This is a genomic window from Bradyrhizobium sp. CCGUVB23 (assembly GCF_024199885.1).
Taxonomy (GTDB): domain Bacteria; phylum Pseudomonadota; class Alphaproteobacteria; order Rhizobiales; family Xanthobacteraceae; genus Bradyrhizobium.
This window is the reverse complement of the sequence record NZ_JANADQ010000001.1, coordinates 6,868,411-6,883,351: the sequence shown is the minus strand read 5'-3', so window position 1 is coordinate 6,883,351 and position 14,941 is coordinate 6,868,411. Positions and strand designations below refer to the sequence as shown.

Below are 14,941 nucleotides of genomic sequence, written 5' to 3'. Positions count from 1 at the left end.
GGTGACGCCATGGCAACAGGTCCAGATGATGCGCAACCGACCTCGCGCGGCAATCGACGCAAACCAGCGCGCGCCACTCAATACATGATCGCACCGGCGGGCCCCGGCGTCAGCGCTCAAACGCTGGCCGAACAACTGAATCAGTTCGGCAATATCCTTTGGACCCATGACCAGCGCGGCATCAGCGGTCCTCCCATTGCGATCGTGCGTATGCCCGACGAAGCCGCGGCCGCCTTGCGCCGCTCCACGGGCGGCAGCCTGGTCATCGAGCCCGACAGCATTCTACGAGCTGCATCCTTCGCCGGCCCGGCCTCGTCTTTCATCCCGGCGACCGCGACAATGACCGCACTCGGGCCGGACCTGAACGTGACGATCCGGGTCCTCAGCGAAGCTGGGACGCCCGTGGAGCAGGCAATGGTGCGGCTCATCGGCGAGCAGGGGTCAGTTCAAGGGCGGACGGATGGTGATGGCAGCGTCAGTCTGACGCTGCAGGACGAAGTGCCTGAAACGATCACCGACGTATTCGTCAGCCCACGCTCCGGCCATTGGGGCCTATGGCAACGGCGGCCGTATATCGAGGCCGATGCGGTGAACACCTTCACCCTCAAGCCGTTGCCGCTGGCTGGCGGGCTGGATTGGGGCGGCGAAGCGATGCGCTTCGATCGGATTCCAAACCAGTGCCGTGGAGCTGACATCAAGATCGCCCTCATCGACAGCGGCGTGGCGACCAGCCACAAGCAATTGGCGAGGATTGATCACGGCATCGATGCCAGAGGTTGCGAAGAACGCTCGTGGTCGAAAGACGCAGCTGGCCACGGCACGCCTTGCGCAGGCATCATCAATGCCGCTCCGCAGGCCGATCACGGCATCCGCGGCTACGCTCCGGATAGCGAGTTGCATGTTTGCAAGCTTCCCACCGACGCCCGTTGTAGCGACCTGATCGCGGCTCTCGATGACTGCCTGCAAAATGGCATCGACGTGGCGTGCGTTGGCGTCGGTTGCGAGCGGGGCTCCGTGCTGGTCGAGCAGCGCATTGCGATGGCCAAGCAGCAAGGCATCGGCATCATCGCCGCTGCCGGCAACTCCGGAGCAGGCGTGCTGTTTCCGGCCTGTTCTGCCCATGTCATGGCGGTCGGCGCAGTCGGACAGATCGGCAGCTTCCCGGAAGACAGTCCGCAGGCGGCACAGGCCGCAGCGGCCACGGCGGCTTCGGGCGGGTTGTTCGTGCCGCCGTTCGCCTGCCGCGGGCCCGAGCTCGACCTGTGCGCGCCTGGTGTTGCGATTGTCGCCTGCCAGTCGCCGGATGGCTACGCGGTCTGCGACGGCAGCTCGCTTGCGGCGGCTCACGTTGCCGCGCTTGCCGCCTTGATCCTGGCTGACCACGCCGACTTCAAGGGCAGCTTCATCGCAAAGGATTATCGGCGGGTCGAACGGCTGTTCCAGATCCTGAAGGACACGGCGCAACCCATCGGTCATCCATGGCAGACCGGGGCCGGGCTGCCGGATGCGGCCCGCGCGCTTGGCGTCTGGTCCGATCAGCGGCCCCTTGCCGTGCCGCTCAATGCCGGACTGCGCGAGATGCGCAGCGCCATTCGGCAGCTCGATCGGATTCCATTCGGCGCAAGCCAGGCGATGATGTTCGAGCCGCCGCGAGGCCCGGCCAATGTGACGCGGCTTCCGCTGAATCCGGCCCCTATGGCGTTCGAGGCCGCTGGCGGGCAAACGGCAACGGTGCATGAACTCAGAACAGCGATGACGCTCGCTGGTCTGGCGTAAGGACCTGAGAGGATGACACAGGCCCGCAGTCCTAGAACGTCGCGCGCAATCCCGCATAGAAGGCGCGCGGCCTTGCCGGGCTCAGCGAGCGCGGATCGGTGAAAGGATTGCCGCCGTTGGCGAAATTAGGCAGTGCCTCCCTGTCGAAGAAGGTACCGAGCGTCGAGTAACGGTTGTCGAAGACGTTGTCGACGCGACCGTAGATCTGGAGGTTCTTGGTGACCTGGTAAGAGGTGTGGAGGTTGAACACGGCATAGGACGGCAGCTTCGGGAATTGGTTGGATTCGTCGCCGACGAAATACTGGCTTGAGACAAAGAGCGCATCGCCCCCGACCTTCCAAACGTCGGTAACAGCATATTCAACGCTGGCCTTGACGAGGTGGCTCGGCAGGCGCGGAATGTGGTTGCCCGGCAGAACCTGGATATTGCCGTCGGCGTCGGCGAACGGGCTGTTCGAGCCAAGCTGCAGCGCATCGAGGAAGCGCGCATCCAGGAACGCATAGCTCGCCTGGAATTGAATCGCATTCGATTTCAGGCTCACCTCGGCTTCGATACCCTGTCTGCGCGTCCGGCCGACGTTCTGGAAGAAGCCGAATCCCGTCAGCCCCGGAATTGGGGTCGCGAGGATGTCGTTGTAGTTGGTGGCGCGGTAGGCGCCGATCTTCCAGCCGAGCGAGCCGATGTTCAATTCCTTGGTGCCGCGGAAGCCCGCTTCCACGGTCTTGGAGACAACTTGCTGCAGTGACGGATCGGCAATCAAGAACTGCCCGATGACACACGGCCTCGTCGGATCGGCGCACCCGAGTTCAAGCGGCGTCGGCACACGGTTGGCTTCGGAATAGCCCGCATAGGCAGTCACTTCCGACGTGATCTTGTAGGTGCCGCCGACGACCGGATTGAATCGATCATAGGTATGATCGCCATTGAGCGCGGTGCCGAGCTGGTCCATCAGCGTGACACGGGCCGCATTGAACCGCCCGCCTGCCGTCACCGCAAAGCGATCGTCCACGTTGAACGTGTCGAGCGCATAAAGTCCCTGATACTGGTTGACGGTGCGAAGCGACACCGGACCGATTGATGTCGGAACTCCGGACTGGCCCAGAAATATGCCGCTGCCCGTGACGACATAGTTCGTGCCTATGGTTGCCAATTCGGCGCTACCGGTAAAGCGGGTGCTGCTGACATCATAGCTTGCGCCGATCACGAAGCGGTTCTCATGACCGAACAACTGATCGCTGTTGGTTGCCTGCCCGGATACGCCAAACGTGGTCGATCGCGTGCTGGTGCGATCGATCTCGCCGAGTATGGCATCCGGCGCAAAGGGATTGACGAGCTGAGCGCCATTCAGGCCAAAAGCGGGGGTCGTATCATTGCCAAAGCACAAGAGCGTTGGATCGGCTCCGCAGGGCTGCGTATCGGTCGGGTTTCCGTCCACGGTGTTCTGGCTGAAGCGCCGCACATGCGCCGTGCCTTCAAAGGTCCAAGTCGGCGTCGCCTCCACCTTGCCGGTCAGGTTGAGATAACCGACCTTGTTGGAAGTGGTTTGTGGCGTTGTGTAGGTCGCGCCCCAATATTGCTGGAGCAACTCGGCCGGAACAGTGCTGGGTCCGGCCAGGGAATTGTTGGCGAGGCCCATGTTGAGGTGGAATTCGTTGCCTTCAAAGCGATACCCGACATCGCCAAAAAAGCGCCGGACGTCCGACGACGAGAAATTGCGGAAGCCATTGTCGTGAATGCCTTCAAGCGCTCCGTAGACCGCCCAGTTGTTGTCGACCTGCTTGCCCCATTGTGCAGAGCCATAGATGCGACCGAATGAGCCGCCCATGACGTCGATCTCGGCGCCGTGATAGTTGAAGCCGTTCTTCATCTGCAGATCGATGGCACCACCGAGCGCATTGAGACCGAACGCGGGATTGTTGGTCACAACCAGGGCCGATCGGATCGCGGCTGTCGGGATCAGGTCCCAATTGACAGTATCGGAAAAGGCCTCGTTGATGCGCACGCCGTTCTGATAGACGGCCAAGCCCTGCGGCGTGCCGGCCAGAGGTGAAGCGACGAAGCCGCGAAACTGCACATCGGGCTGGAATGGATTGCCGGTCACCTCATTGATGCTGAGACCAGGCACGTACTGCTGCAGGGCAACGGCGATGTCCGGCGAGCGGGTGCGGCTGATCTGGTTTGAATCGACCGCATTGATGCTGGCTGGAATCTTGTCAACTTCGATGCTGCCGGAGGCGCCGGGCGAGGTCGGATAAACGTAAACCCTGGTCCGGGGACGCGTTGCCACGCGGATCGTGGGTCTCGCCCGAGGGGACGCGCGCCTGGCGCTGGTCTGCGGCGGTGCCGTCACCTCGACGGCCGGCAGGTTCTGGACGTTGGTCTCCTCGTCCTGTGCGAAAGCCGCGTCGGTACCAACTACCATTCCCGTAGAAATTGAAAGTATAACCAGCCCACGAACCCCCATGGTCGACACGTCTCCACGCGCAATGTTCCGGCTCATTTGTCCCCGCCGGTTTTGACGTGAAGGATACAGGTCAAAGAGCGAAACGCGCCAGCTACAAAAGGTCGGGCGGTATCGGCACCATATTTCCCGACGAAATCGGGAATTATTCCCGATCCTCAACTCGCCGCCGTTGGGATCAGCGCCTCCACCGTCACGCCGCCCTCGCTGGATGCGACGTTGAGCGTGCCGCCGAGCGCGAGAATCCGCTCGCGCATGCCAACGAGACCGAAGCCGAGCTTCTGGCCCTCCTCCATGCCGCGGCCGTTGTCGCAGACCCGCACGCGTGCGCAGCCGCGTCCCTCCCGCGCGACACCGGGCTGCTCGGCCGGCTCGATCGTGACATTCACCGAGGTCGCGCGCGCGTGACGGAACACGTTGGTCAGCGCCTCCTGCACGATGCGATAGATGGTGAGATCGGCGGTCTCGCCGGTGACCCCGAGCTCGGGCGAGATCGTGGTTTCGATCCGCACGTCGGGATGCGACTCCCGCCACAGCCGCGACAGCGCTTCGAGCGCCTGCCGCAAGCCGAGCTCGGCAAGGCCCACGGGCCGCAGGCGCTCCAGAACCCGGCGGTTGAACTGCTGGAGCGCGTTGACCTGCTCCAGGATCGCACCGCAATGCTTGCGCACCGTCTCGGCACTCAGTTCGCGCGCCTCAGAGAGCTTTGCCAGCGCGCTCGCATGCGCGCGCAGCGAGAACAGATAGGGCCCGAACTCGTCGTGAAGTTCGCGGGCGATCTCCTTGCGTTCCCTGTCCTGGAGCGACACCGCGCGCTCGGCAAGGCGTCGCTTCTCCTCGACCGCCTCGCCCAGCGTCGCCGCGAGGTGGTTGAGCCGGGTACAGATCGCAGCGAGCTCCGGCGCGCCGCCGGGCGCGACGCGCGCGTCATAGCGGCCGGCTTCGAGCGCGATCATGGCCTGCGAGAGGGATTCGAGCGGTTTCAGCGCGCGGCTGACGACTGTCATGGTCACCAGGAAGAGCGCCAGCGCGATCGCCGAGCCGATCTCGAGCTGGGTCACGATGCCGTCCCAGATCTCGGCGATCTCGTCATTGGGATGTGAGGTGATGACCAGCGAGCCCGGATTGCCGTGGATCGAAACGGGGACGCTGACCGCGGTCTGCTCGGGATGAACCAGGCTGACGAACCAGGCCGGCGGCGCCCGCGCATCATCATCCTCGCCGGCGCGCGGCGGCGTCAACGCGTTGCCCGCGGCATCGCGCAGCGCGATGCTGATGTGGCGCTTCCGGTTGAGGTCGTGCGCGATCTGGTTCAGCCTGGCGTCGGGATCGGGCGCCTCCTTCAGCTCGGCGACGATCATCTCGATGAACTCGCGCGCCAGCCGGATCACGCTCTGGTCCTCCGCCTGGACGCGCGGCCCCGCCTCCGCGACCTGCCGCGCGATATTGACGCCAAGCCCCAAAGCCAGCACGAGCGCCAGCAGGAGATTGATGCGCCCGCGCAAGGATAAATTTTGCCACATTGCTTTCGCCCGCTGCCCGCGAAGGTTCGTTCATCGGGAGCGTTGACATGACCAAAGCGCCCGATATCTAATCCGAACCGTACAGCAATCTCGGCCGGGTTGCATGGTCCGACGCGGGACGTTCGTTGCGAGCGTTACCGTTGCGGAGGCTCATGCGACGGAAAAACCAAAGGCGCGAATGGCTGTCGCGGGGAACGCCTATGCGCATTCTGATCGTTGACGATCATCCTATCGTAGCCTCCGGCTGCCGTGCCGTGCTGGCCGACCAAGGCGAGATCGATATCCTGGAAGCCGCCGACGCCGAAAGCGGCGAGTGCGTGTTCATCGTCGAGCGCCCCGACATCTGCGTGATCGACATCAACCTGCCGACCGTCTCGGGCTTCGAGCTGGCGCGTCGCATCCTCGATCGCGCACCTGACGCCCGCATCATCATGTTCAGCATGAACGACGATCCGGCCTTCGCCGCGCGCGCCATCGAGTGCGGCGCGAAGGGCTACGTCTCCAAGACCGGCGATCCCAACGACCTCGTCGAGGCGATCCGCGCCGTCGGCAAGGGCGAAACCTATTTGCCGAGCGCGATCGCCCGCAGCATCGCGTTCGCCGGGCCCCAGCTCGCGCAGAATCCGTTGTCGAAGCTGAACGCGCGGGAGATGGAGATCCTGCGGCTACTGAGCGCGGGCAAGAGCCTCTCGGAGATCGCCTGGCTGGTGCAATCCTCCTACAAGACGGTCGCCAACACATCGTCGATCATGCGCCAGAAGCTCGGGGTGAAGACCTCGGTCGAGCTGGTGCGACTGGCGATCGACAGCGGCGTCGCCTGACGAAGCACGCTTTCGCAAAAATTCGGTCACATACGCGTTGCAATCTTGATGTGGCGAGACGCCACGGAGTTTTTCGGCATGACGATCCAGACTGTTTCGACCAACAAATCCTACGGCGGCGTGCAGGGCGTATATCGCCATGCGAGCAGCGCCACCAAGACCGACATGACCTTCTCGGTCTATGTGCCGCCGCACGAGGACGGCGCAAAGCTGCCGGTGGTCTGGTATCTCTCCGGTCTCACCTGCACGCATGCCAACGTCACCGAGAAAGGCGAGTTCCGCCGCGCCTGCGCCGAGCTTGGATTGATCTTCGTCGCGCCCGACACCAGCCCGCGCGGCGCTGACGTGCCTGGTGACCCCAACAACGCCTATGATTTCGGCCTCGGAGCCGGCTTCTATGTCGACGCCACGCAGGAGCCGTTCGCGCGCAACTATCACATGTGGAGCTACGTCACCGACGAGCTGCCGAGGCTGGTCGCAGAGAATTTTCCGGTCGATGCCAAGCGGCAATCGGTGATGGGCCACTCGATGGGCGGCCACGGCGCGCTGACGGTCGCACTGCGCAATCCGCACCGCTATCGCGCCGCCAGCGCCTTTGCGCCGATCGTCGCCCCCTCGCAAGTGCCCTGGGGCACCAAGGCGCTCACCGGATATCTCGGTCCCAACAAGGACACCTGGCGCGCGCACGACACCGTCGCGCTGATCGAGGACGGCGCGAAATATTCGGGCTTTCTGGTCGATTACGGCGATGCCGATAACTTCTTGACGGAGCAGCTTCGCCCTGAGCTGCTGCAGGTCGCCTGCACGAAGGCGAATATCCCGCTGACGCTGCGGCGACAGCCCGGCTACGACCACAGCTACTACTTCATCTCGACCTTCATGAGCGATCACCTGCACTGGCACGCGGCACGGCTGACGGCGTAGAGGCGCGCTCCTCTCTTCCCCCTCTCCCCGTTCTCACGGGGAGAGGGTTGGGGTGAGGGGCCGCATCCGCAAAGACGGTGGAAGATGGATTCGTTGAGGCCCCCCTCACCCGACGCGCTTCGCGCGTCGACCTCTCCCCGCAAGCGGGGCGAGGTGAAACTACTCCGGCTTGCCGTAGTTCGGCGCGAGGAGGCGGTTGCGGATCAGGTAGCTCATGGCGCGGGACCAGGATTCGTCGGTATTGCCGCGCATGTCGGCGCTGGCCACCGTCACGAGATTTCCGGTGTGCACGTCGCGCAGGTAAATGTTGAGGTTGAGGATCAGGTTCGAGACCTTCTGCACCACGCCGGTGATTTCGAGATCGGCGCCCAACTGCCCCGCCAGCTTGACGTCGCAACCGCCGCAAGCCTGGAGATTGCTGTGCCGGGCCGCATCGCTCACCGGCGCGATATCCACGACCTGGAACTTGCCGGACTGTGCCAGTTCCTTGCGCAACTGATCGCTGATCCGCAGCATGCGCTCGTTCTCCGGCTTCGATCCGTAGAACTCCCCCGGCAGGCTGGTGTCGATCAACTCGAAATCGAACACCGCAAGTTTCGGCGGATCGGCGAATGCGGCCGTACCAGTCAACACAAATAAGCCGGCCAGCAAAAGCGCTCGCATGATCGTGACCTGCTCCCTCGTGTCGCGACGACGAAATGCGGGGTTGCAAGCTAAGCCAAATCGGTCATGTTTCAAGGTGGGAAATACCTCTACCGATACCTAAGCCGGGGAGGACGAGAAGGAGGAAGCATGATCCGATGGTTGGTCCGCCTGATCGGCGTCAGTCTTGTTGGCGCTGGTCTTGCGGCGACGCAGGCGCTCGCGGCCGAGCCCACCGAGATCGGGATCGGCTATCTCGGCGCCGCCGGCACCAGATCGACCCTGTCGCTGGTCGAGCAGCCCGCCGAAAATGACGGCGTCGCCGGCGCGCGGCTTGCGGTCGAGGACAACAATACCACCGGCAAATTCCTCAACCAGCGCTTCAAGCTGGAGGAGCATCGCCTGAAGGAGGGCGAGGATCCGGTCCAGGCCGCGACCGCGCTCGCCGAGCACAACGGGTTCATTATCGCCGACCTGCCGGCGGACGCGCTTCTGAAGGTCGCCGACGGCCTGCGCGATCACGGCACGCTGCTGTTCAACGCCGGTGCGATCGACGAGCGGCTGCGCGAGACCGATTGCCGCGCCAATGTCATCCACGTGGCGCCGACGCGCGCGATGCTGGCGGATGCGCTCGGGCAATATCTGGTGTGGAAGCGCTGGTCGCGCTGGCTGCTCGTGGTCGGCTCGCATGACGAGGACAAGCTCTATGCCGATGCGCTGCGCCGCGCCGCCACGCGCTTCGGCGCCAAGATCGTGCAGGAGCGTACCTTCGAGGACACCGGCGGCGCGCGCCGCACCGATAGCGGCGTGACGCTGATCCAGCGCCAGATGCCCGTTTTTACGCAGCAGGCCCCTGCGTATGACGTGCTGGTCGCCGCCGACGAGAGCGAGGTGTTCGGTGCCTACCTGCCTTATCGTACTTGGGACCCCCGTCCTGTCGCCGGCTCCGCCGGCCTCGTTCCACGCAGCTGGGATGCGGCGCAGGACCAGTGGGGCGCCATCCAGATGCAGAACCGCTTCATGAAGCTGAATTCGCGGCGCATGACCGCGCTGGACATGCAGGCCTGGACCGCAGCGCGCATGATCGGCGAAGCGACCTCGCGCACCAATTCCGGCGACGTCAAGAAAGTCACCGACTTCATCAAAGGGCCGGATTTTTCCGTCGCCGCCTTCAAGGGCACGCGACTGACCTTGCGCGACTGGAATTTGCAGCTCCGCCAGCCGATCCTGCTGGTCGACGGCCGCATGGTGGTCTCGGTGTCGCCGCAGGAAGGTTTTTTGCACCAGGTCTCCGAGCTCGATACGCTCGGCTATGATCGCCCGGAGAGCAAATGCAAGTTGAAGTGAGCAACATGAGATGAAATCCGGCTACCGCCACAACGACGCCGCGCCCCCTCTCCCGCTTGCGGGAGAGGGTTGGGGTGAGGGTGTCTCCGCAAGAAAGAACCCCCTAGAGGAACGAGCCCTCACCCGCATCGCATCTTACGAAGCGACGCGACCTCCCCCGCAAGCGGGGGAGGTGAATCGAGCCCGTGGAGAGGGCGTTCGCATATCGCGTGGTTGGTTGCTATTGGCCCTGCTGATCTGGCCTCTCGCCGCGCCGGCACATGCGTTCATCGCCTATGTCTCGAACGAGAAGAGCAACACCGTCACGGTGATCGACACCGAGAGCTGGACGGTGACCAAGACCATCAAGGTCGGCCAGCGCCCGCGCGGCATCGAGTTCACGCGCGACGGGAAATTCGTCATGGTCGCGGTCGGTGACGACGACACCATCCAGGTGATCGACGCCAAGACGCAAGGCATCGTCGACACCCTGCCCTCCGGCCCCGACCCCGAGCTGTTCACCCAGGATGCGAGCGGCAAGGTGCTCTATGTCGCGAACGAGAACGACAACACGGTCACTGTGATCGATCTGGAGAAGCGCGCGCGGATCGGCGACATCCAGGTCGGCGTCGAGCCGGAGGGCATGACCATCAGCCCCGACGGCAAGACGCTGATCAACACGTCGGAAACGACCAACATGGCGCATTTCATCGACACGGATTCGCGCCAGATCGTCGGCAACGTGCTGGTCGACGCGCGCCCGCGCTTTGCCGAGTTCAAGCACGACAGCTCGGAGCTCTGGGTCTCCTCGGAGATCGGCGGCACCGTCTCGATCATCGATCCCAAAAAACGCGAGGTGATCGGCAAGGTCACTTTCGAGATCCCCGGCCTGCGACGCGAGGCGATCCAGCCGGTCGGCATCGGCATGACCAAGGACGACAAGACCGCCTTCATCGCGCTCGGGCCCGCCAATCGCATTGCCGTGGTCGACACCGCCACGCGCAAGGTGACGAAATATCTCCTGGTTGGACAGCGGGTCTGGCACATGGCGTTCACGCCGGATGAAAAATATCTCCTCACCACCAATGGCGTATCCAACGACGTCTCGGTCATCGACGTCGCAGCGCAGAAGGTGATCAAGACCATTCAGGTCGGCGAACTGCCCTGGGGCATTACGATCGCGCCATGACGACACCTGCACCGATCGCCGCCTCGACCGAAAGCGCGCCCCGGCTAGAGGCGGCCGCAGTGCCGGCGCTGTCGATCGACGGCATCAGCCACGCTTATGGCCCGCGCCGTGCGCTGATCGACGTCTCCTTCACGGTTCAGCCTGCGAGCTTCACGGCACTGCTCGGCCTCAACGGCGCCGGCAAGAGCACGCTGTTCTCTCTGATCACCCGCCTGTTCGGGATCCAGACCGGCCACGTCGGCATTTTCGGCCATGACATCAGCCAAAATCCTGGTGAGGCGCTGCGGCTGTTAGGGGTCGTGTTCCAACCGCGTACGCTCGACCTCGACCTGTCGCTGACGCAGAACCTGCTCTACCACGCCGCGCTCCATGGCATCAGCCGGCGCGAGGCGGCCGCGCGTAGCGCAGAGCTGCTTGGTCGCATCGGTCTTGCCGACCGCGCCGGCAACAAGGTGCGCGATCTCTCGGGCGGGCAGATGCGGCGGCTCGAGATCGCGCGGGCGCTGCTGCACCGGCCGCGCCTGTTGCTGCTGGACGAGCCGACCGTCGGCCTCGACGTCAAGGCCCGCGCCGACATCATCAGCCATGTCCGCCAGCTCGTGACCGAACAAGGCGTCGGCGTGCTCTGGGCCACGCATCTGTTCGACGAGATCACGGCGAGCGACGACCTCGTCGTGCTGCATCAGGGCAAGGTGCTGGCGAAGGGACCGGTCGGCCGCGTGATCGCCGAGGCCGGCGCGCAGGACGTCAATTCCGCCTTCATGCGCCTCACCGGGGCGCAGACGATGCCGGGAGGCGGCGCATGAGCAGCATCACCACGCGCGACGCCACACCACGCGGCTTCCCGCTCTCGGCCTACATGACCTGCCTCACCGGCATCGTCTGGCGCGAGGGCCTGCGCTTCCTGCACCAGCGCGAGCGCTTCGTCTCCGCGCTGGTGCGTCCGCTGGTCTGGCTGTTCATCTTCGCCGCCGGCTTTCGTCAGGTACTCGGCATCTCGATCATCCCGCCCTACGAGACCTACATCCTCTATGAGGTCTATATCGCGCCCGGGCTGATGGCGATGATCCAGCTCTTCAACGGCATGCAGTCCTCGCTCTCGATGGTCTATGACCGCGAGATGGGGAATATGCGTACGCTCCTAGTGAGCCCGCTGCCGCGCTGGTTCCTGCTGTTCTGCAAGCTGCTCGCGGGCACCGCGGTGTCGCTCTTGCAGGTCTACGCGTTCCTGGTCATCGCCTGGGCCTGGGACATCACGCCGCCGCCGCTCGGCTATCTCACGGTGCTGCCGGCGCTGGTGCTGTCGGGCCTGATGCTGGGCTCGCTGGGCATGCTGATTTCCTCCGGCATCAAGCAGCTCGAAAATTTCGCCGGCGTGATGAACTTCGTGATCTTCCCGATGTTCTTTGCCTCATCAGCCCTCTATCCGCTGTGGCGCGTGCAGGAAGGCAGCCCGTATCTCTACTATGTCTGCCAGGCCAATCCGTTCACCCACGCGGTCGAGCTGATCCGCTTTGCGCTCTATGGGCAGATCAACTGGATCTCGCTGGCGGTGGTCGCGACCTGCACAATCGTCTTCATGATCGGCGCGATCTATGCCTATGATCCGTCGCGAGGGCTGGCGCGACGCGGGCCCGCGGGAGGCGAAGGATGAGATTCCGGATCGTGACCATAGCCGTCCTGGCGGTCGCGGCATCGACCGCGGCCTCGCAGGCGGCCGATCCGCGCTATCCCGACTGGCCCTGCACGCAGGCAAAAGTCCCGGAAGTCTCGCTCGCCGCGGTCTGGGCCGGCCCGCCGCTCGACGACGTCCAGGACAAGTGGAAGGACAATGCCAAGGTGAGCGCGCTGGTCTCAAAATTATCGGCGCGCAAGACGCCACTGGATGATGCAGAGAAATCGGTGAAGGAGTTTCTGGCAAGCTCCGCCTCCGACAAGACCATGAACGCAAAGCTCCTGTTCGCCGGCCTGTTCGACACGCTCAACGCCCAGCGCTCCTCGGTGATGAACGGGCTCGAGCGGGTCAGTCGCAAGCAGCGCGAGGCCGCCGATAAGGTCCGCGACGACACCATCGAGCTCCAGAGGTTGCAGGGCGCAACGCCGCGCGACGAGGCCAAGGTCGACGCGCTGTCCAATCAGCTGATCTGGGAAACCCGCATCTTCGAGGACCGCCGCAAGGTGGTCCGCTTCGTTTGCGAGGTGCCGACGGCAATCGACCAGCGCCTGTTCGCACTCGGACGCGTGATCCAGCAGGAAATGGAATAGCGTCAGTCTCGTTGACGCCTGCGCGAACAGGGTTCCCGCTGCCCAGCGGGAATCGTGAACCTTTGCCACACTGTCGGCCGGAACCAAATCTATTTAAGATGTCTTGTCGAAATGAAACCTAGACGTCGGGAGGCCTCGATGGGAACAGCAAAACTCCTTCTCGCCAGCGCTGCGGCCATCGGCTTGCTTGCCTCGGCGGCCATCGCCGAAGACAACATGAACGGAATGATCACCAAGATCGACCGGCTCAACAGCACCATTTCGATCCAGGAGGTGCAAGGCGGCACGGTCGGCGCCAATGGCGGTGCGACGGGCCCGGTGCAGGAGTTCAAGGCCAAGGATGCAGGCATGCTCGAGAGCGTCCATGCCGGCGATCGTGTGAGCTTCTCCACCGACGCCAACGGCTCCAAAACCATCACCAAGCTGCAAAAGGCGAAGTAGCGGCGCCTCGCGCGCACCTGCTATTTGCCTTCATCCGGCCGCGGCTCCGGCGGTGTCTCTGATGTCATGAGCCTGGCGCGTTCCCAGCCGTCGGTACCCTCGGGATACCAGGCGATGTTGGCGTAGCCATAGCCGAGCGCGCGCTTGGCCGCGTTCCACGACATCCAGCAGTCGGCGAGGCAGTAGATGACCAGCAACGCCGACTTGCTGCCGTGCGAGGCGCGTTCAAGGCCGCGGCGGAAATAGTCCTCCATCGCGGGCGGCAGCGCGCCATAGCCGGTGTCCGGCAGCCAGATGCTGCCGGGGATGTCAAAGCGCGGCGTATCGCGCCAGATCGTGCCCGCGGGAAGATTCTTGGGCTTCGGCGGGCGCGGCATCACGTCGATGAAGGCGCCGCTCTTCTCGTGCCAGATCGCTTCCGCCTCCGCCGTCGTCAGCACGCGTGCGCCGGCGAGCGTCGCCGGCACCGGCGCCCGGTAGTTGTCGGTGCGATAACCCTCCGGCTCAAAGGGCTCCTGCTGCTGCGCAAGCGCCGGCGCGAGGAGCGCTGCGGCAACGAGCGCAGCGGCAAGATGCCGCCTCATGAGAACGTACTCATGGCGATTTCGTCATGGCGACTTCTTGGCAGTCTCCGCGCCGAGCGGGCGGTCGCTCTCATCGAGCAGCGGCACGCCAAAATCGACCAAAATCCTGTTGATCTCGGCCTGGTTCTCCTGGATGAGCCGGTTGAGCTGCCGCTTCCAGTTCTGGTCGGCGGGGCGCACGCCCATCCCGATGCGATAGACGAGCTTTGGCCCGGTGGTTTCCTTCACCAGCGCCGTGACATGGAGCGGCTGCGCGGCCTTCTTGGCGTAAAAGCCGGCCATCGGGCCCCACAGCACGCCGGCATCGATCTTGCCGGCATTGAGATCGTCAACCATCGCCTGCGCCGAATTGTCGAAGCGGGTGTCGATCATCAACGGATAGGGCTTTGCGTTCGCCATCAGGCCCGCGATCGCCATGTTGGTCGCCGGCGGAGTGCCCGCGATGATGCCGATGTGCTTGCCCTTCAGCCTCTCGTCCTCGAGCGTATCGACGTCCTCGAGCCCGCTGCCGGGCTTGGCGATCAGCGCATAAGAGGTTCGGTAATAGGGATTGGTGCCCTGGACGAGATCATCGCCTTGCGGAAAGCCCATGATGACGTCGCAGCGATGCGCGCCCAGCGTCATGCGCACGAAGCCGGTCGCCTGCGGGAAGAAGACGTAGTCGAGCTTCTTCTGGAGTTTTTCGGCGAAGAATTCCGCGAGCTTGTTCTCGAAGCCCTCCCCCTTCTCGTTGGAGAACGGCAGGTTGCGCGGATCGGCGCAGACGCGCAGCACTTTTGGATCGACCAATTCGAACGAAAGATCGCCGCTGTCCGTGGTCTGTGCGCGCGCGGCGCCATCAGCGACAGATATTGCAGCAATCGCCAACATCGAGAACAACCAGCGACGATGTCGTCCGGCCTCCGTCATCGCGCTTCCTCCTGTTTTCTTGATTGAATGCTATCCATGGATCACGTTACGCGCCATGGTTGGCGAAGGTTCTTGCCGAC

The 14,941-nt window shown here is 64.0% G+C and carries 14 protein-coding genes; 9 read left to right on the top strand and 5 right to left on the bottom strand.

The window, feature by feature from the left end; genetic code table 11:
- Window positions 1-9 precede the first annotated feature (9 nt).
- A complete protein-coding gene (locus tag NLN62_RS31875) occupies window positions 10-1,776 on the top strand; it encodes a S8 family serine peptidase (protein ID WP_254111437.1) in 1,767 nt (588 codons plus the stop codon).
- Between the two features lie 31 nt (window positions 1,777-1,807).
- On the opposite strand, the gene NLN62_RS31870 is transcribed toward NLN62_RS31875, so the two are convergent.
- Together NLN62_RS31870 and NLN62_RS31865 are read right to left on the bottom strand one after the other, a co-directional pair.
- Window positions 1,808-4,198: a TonB-dependent receptor gene (locus NLN62_RS31870; protein WP_245288138.1), complete on the bottom strand. Its 2,391-nt coding sequence runs from the start codon at window positions 4,196-4,198 to the stop codon at window positions 1,808-1,810.
- 197 nt (window positions 4,199-4,395) lie between these two features.
- The gene (locus NLN62_RS31865) at window positions 4,396-5,760 is read right to left on the bottom strand and encodes a histidine kinase (protein WP_254111435.1); all 1,365 of its coding nucleotides are present in this window, start codon (window positions 5,758-5,760) and stop codon (window positions 4,396-4,398) included.
- 200 nt (window positions 5,761-5,960) lie between these two features.
- Between NLN62_RS31865 and NLN62_RS31860 the strand changes: the two genes are divergently transcribed.
- Entirely contained in the window at window positions 5,961-6,581 is a 621-nt protein-coding gene (locus NLN62_RS31860; RefSeq protein WP_254111434.1) for a response regulator transcription factor, read from the top strand.
- 78 nt (window positions 6,582-6,659) lie between these two features.
- Window positions 6,660-7,505 (top strand): S-formylglutathione hydrolase, encoded by an 846-nt coding sequence (fghA, locus tag NLN62_RS31855; protein ID WP_254111432.1) that lies wholly within the window; start codon window positions 6,660-6,662, stop codon window positions 7,503-7,505.
- Window positions 7,506-7,664: 159 nt separating this feature from the next.
- Here the strand turns inward: fghA and NLN62_RS31850 are convergent, their stop codons facing one another.
- Window positions 7,665-8,168, bottom strand: a complete 504-nt coding sequence (locus tag NLN62_RS31850) for a DUF3280 domain-containing protein (RefSeq protein ID WP_027525742.1) — start codon at window positions 8,166-8,168, stop codon at window positions 7,665-7,667.
- 129 nt (window positions 8,169-8,297) lie between these two features.
- Here NLN62_RS31850 and NLN62_RS31845 point away from each other — a divergent pair, with 129 nt between their 5' ends.
- The 6 genes from NLN62_RS31845 (at window position 8,298) to NLN62_RS31820 (ending at window position 13,368) form a co-directional block, all read left to right on the top strand.
- Window positions 8,298-9,494: an ABC transporter substrate-binding protein gene (locus NLN62_RS31845; protein WP_254111431.1), complete on the top strand. Its 1,197-nt coding sequence runs from the start codon at window positions 8,298-8,300 to the stop codon at window positions 9,492-9,494.
- A 223-nt stretch (window positions 9,495-9,717) separates the two neighbouring features.
- Window positions 9,718-10,662 carry a YVTN family beta-propeller repeat protein gene (locus tag NLN62_RS31840; RefSeq protein ID WP_245288139.1) on the top strand — a complete coding sequence of 315 codons (945 nt, stop codon included), beginning with the start codon at window positions 9,718-9,720 and terminating at the stop codon, window positions 10,660-10,662.
- On the top strand, window positions 10,659-11,468 hold the full coding sequence (locus NLN62_RS31835; RefSeq protein WP_254111429.1) for an ABC transporter ATP-binding protein: 810 nt from the start codon (window positions 10,659-10,661) through the stop codon (window positions 11,466-11,468). Before NLN62_RS31840 ends, NLN62_RS31835 begins: the two co-directional genes overlap by 4 nt.
- On the top strand, window positions 11,465-12,316 hold the full coding sequence (locus tag NLN62_RS31830) for an ABC transporter permease (protein ID WP_254111427.1): 852 nt from the start codon (window positions 11,465-11,467) through the stop codon (window positions 12,314-12,316). The genes NLN62_RS31835 and NLN62_RS31830 overlap by 4 nt, the downstream gene beginning before the upstream one ends.
- Window positions 12,313-12,927, top strand: coding sequence for a hypothetical protein (locus NLN62_RS31825; RefSeq protein ID WP_027525747.1), 615 nt, complete (start codon window positions 12,313-12,315; stop codon window positions 12,925-12,927). The genes NLN62_RS31830 and NLN62_RS31825 overlap by 4 nt, the downstream gene beginning before the upstream one ends.
- A 138-nt stretch (window positions 12,928-13,065) precedes the next feature.
- Window positions 13,066-13,368 (top strand): copper-binding protein, encoded by a 303-nt coding sequence (locus tag NLN62_RS31820; RefSeq protein WP_027525748.1) that lies wholly within the window; start codon window positions 13,066-13,068, stop codon window positions 13,366-13,368.
- Window positions 13,369-13,388: 20 nt separating this feature from the next.
- Here the strand turns inward: NLN62_RS31820 and NLN62_RS31815 are convergent, their stop codons facing one another.
- Window positions 13,389-13,952 carry a PQQ-dependent catabolism-associated CXXCW motif protein gene (locus NLN62_RS31815; RefSeq protein WP_027525749.1) on the bottom strand — a complete coding sequence of 188 codons (564 nt, stop codon included), beginning with the start codon at window positions 13,950-13,952 and terminating at the stop codon, window positions 13,389-13,391.
- Between the two features lie 24 nt (window positions 13,953-13,976).
- The gene (locus tag NLN62_RS31810) at window positions 13,977-14,861 is read right to left on the bottom strand and encodes a substrate-binding domain-containing protein (RefSeq protein WP_027525750.1); all 885 of its coding nucleotides are present in this window, start codon (window positions 14,859-14,861) and stop codon (window positions 13,977-13,979) included.
- Between the last annotated feature and the right edge of the window lie 80 nt (window positions 14,862-14,941).